Consider the following 3,412-nt stretch of genomic DNA (forward strand, 5'->3'; position numbering starts at 1 on the left):
CGACCGGTGATCTCGAGGCTCGCTGCGCTCGCACCTCGATCAGCGGGCGGGAGGCTGCGCTCGCACCTCGATCAGCGGGCGGGAGGCTGCGCTCGCACCTCGATCAGCGGGCGGGACGCTGCGCTCGCACCTCGATCAGCGAGCGGGAGGAGGAGGAGGCGGCGGGGCAGCGACCGATCAGTGTCCCTCACTACCACCGTTCCGTCGACCGGCGCGCCGCGCGCCACCCCGGGCGGCGGATGGCGCCGACCTACAGTGGCAGGGTGCTGTATGCCGAGGAGCAGGAGGGGGCGCCCGACCGCGCCGCTTCCCGCGTTTCGACCGGCACCGGGCACGGGTCGACGCCGAACGCCGTCAGCGTCGGGGACCCGCGCTTCACGCCCGTGAACAGCGCCGTCGGCGCCTGGGATCGGTGGCGCGACGAGCTCGCGCACGTCGGCGGGGTTTCGGCGCTGATCCGGTTCGAGGACTCGGTGCGGACACGGATCGAGCTGTCGACGACGCATCCCTCCGGACTCGCGCAGTTCATCACCGGCAAGACGACGCTGCTGTCGAACCTGATCCGCGACGACATCGCGTTCCGGACGGCCAGCGCGGCCGCCTCGACGCTCACCGCGAAGGCGGTCGAGCTCGCCGCGACGCGCGGCCTCGACGGCATGCACCTCGCGATCGGGCTCGCGGAGTGGCGGTTCGAGAAGCAGGACTTCCGCGGCCCGGTGCTCCTCCGCCCGCTCGCGATCCGCCGCTACGGCCGCGACTTCGAGCTGCGGCTGAAGGGCGCGCTGACCCTGAACCCCGGCCTGGTCGCGGCGATGCGCGAGCAGTACGACATCGAGCTCGACCCCGCCGCGTTCGTCGCGCTCGCGCTGCAGGCCGGCGCGTTCAAGCCGCAGCCCGTGATCGACCGGCTGCGCGAGCTGACCGCGCACCTCCAGCGGTTCAGCGTGCAGCCGCGGCTGCTGATCTCCTCGTTCGGCGAGGTCGGCGCGGCGCTGCTCACCGACGCGAAGGACCTCTCGCACCCCGTCATCGACGCGGTGGCCGGCAACCCGACCGCGTTCGCGAGGATCACCGGGGCGACCGACCGGGTCGAGGTCATCCCGCAGGACCAGCGGCCGCCGACGCTCGACGGTGCGCTGCTCGACGCGGACCTCGAGCAGGAGCAGGCGGTCGCCGAGATCGCCGCCGGCCACCACCTCGCCGTGCACGCCCTCCCCGGCACGGGCGCGACGCAGACGATCGTGAACGCGATCGGCGTGCTCGTCGCGCAGCACAAGCGCGTGCTCGTCGTCAGCCCACGGCACGCGACCCTCCGGTCCGTCGCGGACCGCCTCGCCGACATCGGGCTGCCCGGGCTCACCGCCTCCGGCCGTTCCGTGCGCCGCGACCTGATCCACGCGATCTCCCGCAACGAGAAGGCCGTCGCCGCCGAGACGAGCGAGGTCGACGAGGCCCTCACCCGCCTCCGGTCCGTGCTGCTCGACTACCGCGCCGCGCTCGGCCGCCGCGACCCCGTCCTGCACGTCAGCGTGCTGGACGCGCTCGGCGAGCTCGCCCGCCTCGCGCTGCTGCCCAGCCCGCCGGCGACGACCGCGCGCCTGTCGACCAGGGCGATGGAGGCGTTGGCGACCGATCGGGGAGCGGTGCAGGAGGACCTGCTGCGCGCCGCATCGCTCGGCGAGTTCCGGATCGGCCCGATGGACTCGCCCTGGTACGGCGCGGCCTTCGCCGACGGTCAGGCGGCCGCGACGGCGCACGCGCTCGCCAAGCGCCTCCAGGGCGCCGAGGTGCCTCGGCTGCTCGAGCACGCGGACCAGCTGATCGCCGGCTCGCGGTTCCGGCCGTTCGGCACCGTCGGCGAGCTCGGGATCTACCTCAAGCTGCTGCTCGACATCCGCGAGACGCTCGACAAGTTCCAGCCCGCCGTGTTCGACCGGCCGCTCGGCGAGCTGATCATCGCCACCGGGCCCCGCCGCGAGTCCCGCGAGATGTCGAGCGTCAACCGGAGGCGCCTGCACCGGCTCGCGAAGGAGTACCTGCGGCCCGGGGTGCACGTGACCGACCTGCACGACTGGCTCTCGCGGATCCAGCAGCAGCGGGTGCTGTACCAGCGCTTCGTCACGAGCGGGCAGGCGCCGGACGTGCCCGCCGGGATCACCGACGTGTGGACCGAGTACCGGGCGGTGGAGGCGGACCTCGCCGCGCTCGACGATCCGCTCGGGCTCGCGGGGACGCCCGACTCCCTCCTCCACGAGCCGATCGACAACCTCGGCGACCGGCTCGCGGCGCTCGCCGCGGACTCCGACGTGCTCGAGAACCTGCAGGACCGGCAGACCGTGATGTCGCGGCTGAAGTCGCAGGACCTGTCGCCGCTGCTGGAGGACCTCGCGGGCCGGCACGTGCCGCCCGAGCGGGTCGGCGCCGAGCTGGAGCTGGCGTGGTGGAAGAGCGTGCTGGAGCGGCTGCTCGCCGAGGACCCGGCGCTGCTCGGCGCGAACACGACCGTGCTCGACCGGCTCGAGCAGGACTTCCGCCTCGTCGACGAGGCGCACGCGGGTGCGAATGCGAAGCGGCTCGCCTGGCAGCTCGCCGACTCGTGGCGGCTCGCCCTCGCGGACCGCGGGCCGGAGGCGGCGGCGCTGCGGCAGCTGCTGCAGAACAAGGTCGACGACATCGCGGTGCTGCACCGCGAGGCGCCGCACCTGATCAAGCTGCTCGCCCCGGTCTGGCTCGCGTCCCCCTACGACGTGCACACCCTCGGCGAGGTCACCTTCGACACCGTGTTCGTCGTCGATGCGGGGGCGCTGAGCTTCGCGGAGGGGCTCGGCGCGATCCGCCGAGCGAAGCAGGTCGTCGTGTTCGGGGATCCGGTCACGCAGACGCCGATGCCGTTCGACATCGCGATCCGCGAGACCGAGCACGAGCAGGAGACGCAGAAGCGCCTCGACGAGCGGCACGCCGACAGCGTGTTCGCGCGCCTCGCCGATCTGGTGCCGACGCTCGAGCTGACGACGAGCTACCGCGCGGGCGGCGAGGACCTCGCCGAGCTGGTGAACCGCCGGTTCTACGACGGCCGCATCGAGAGCGTGCCCTGGGCGGGCACGTTCCTCGGCCACGGCAGCCTCGTGCTCGACTACGTCGACAACGGCCACGGCATGCCCGACGCCGAGAGCGGCACCATCGAGGCCGTGGAGGCGGAGGTGCAGCGGGTCGTCGAGCGCGTGCTCGACCACGCGTCGAGTCGCCCGCGGGAGTCGCTGATGGTCGTCTCGGGGAGCGCCAAGCACGCGATCCGCGTGCAGCAGGCCGTGATGAAGGCCCTGGTGCGCCGCGGCGACGTCACCGAGTTCTTCACCCGCGACCAGGCGGAGCCGTTCATCGTCGTCACCCTGGCGGAGTCGGTCGGGCACAG

The 3,412-nt window shown here is 73.3% G+C and carries 1 protein-coding gene; it reads left to right on the forward strand.

Annotation, left to right across the window (positions count from 1 at the left end):
- Window positions 1–263: 263 nt before the first annotated feature.
- Window positions 264–3,412: AAA family ATPase (locus ACFE67_RS10425; RefSeq protein WP_375406807.1), on the forward strand; the 3,149-nt coding region annotated here is incomplete at its 3' end.

The sequence above is a fragment of the uncultured Amnibacterium sp. genome (assembly GCF_964244015.1).
Taxonomy (GTDB): Bacteria; Actinomycetota; Actinomycetes; order Actinomycetales; family Microbacteriaceae; genus Amnibacterium.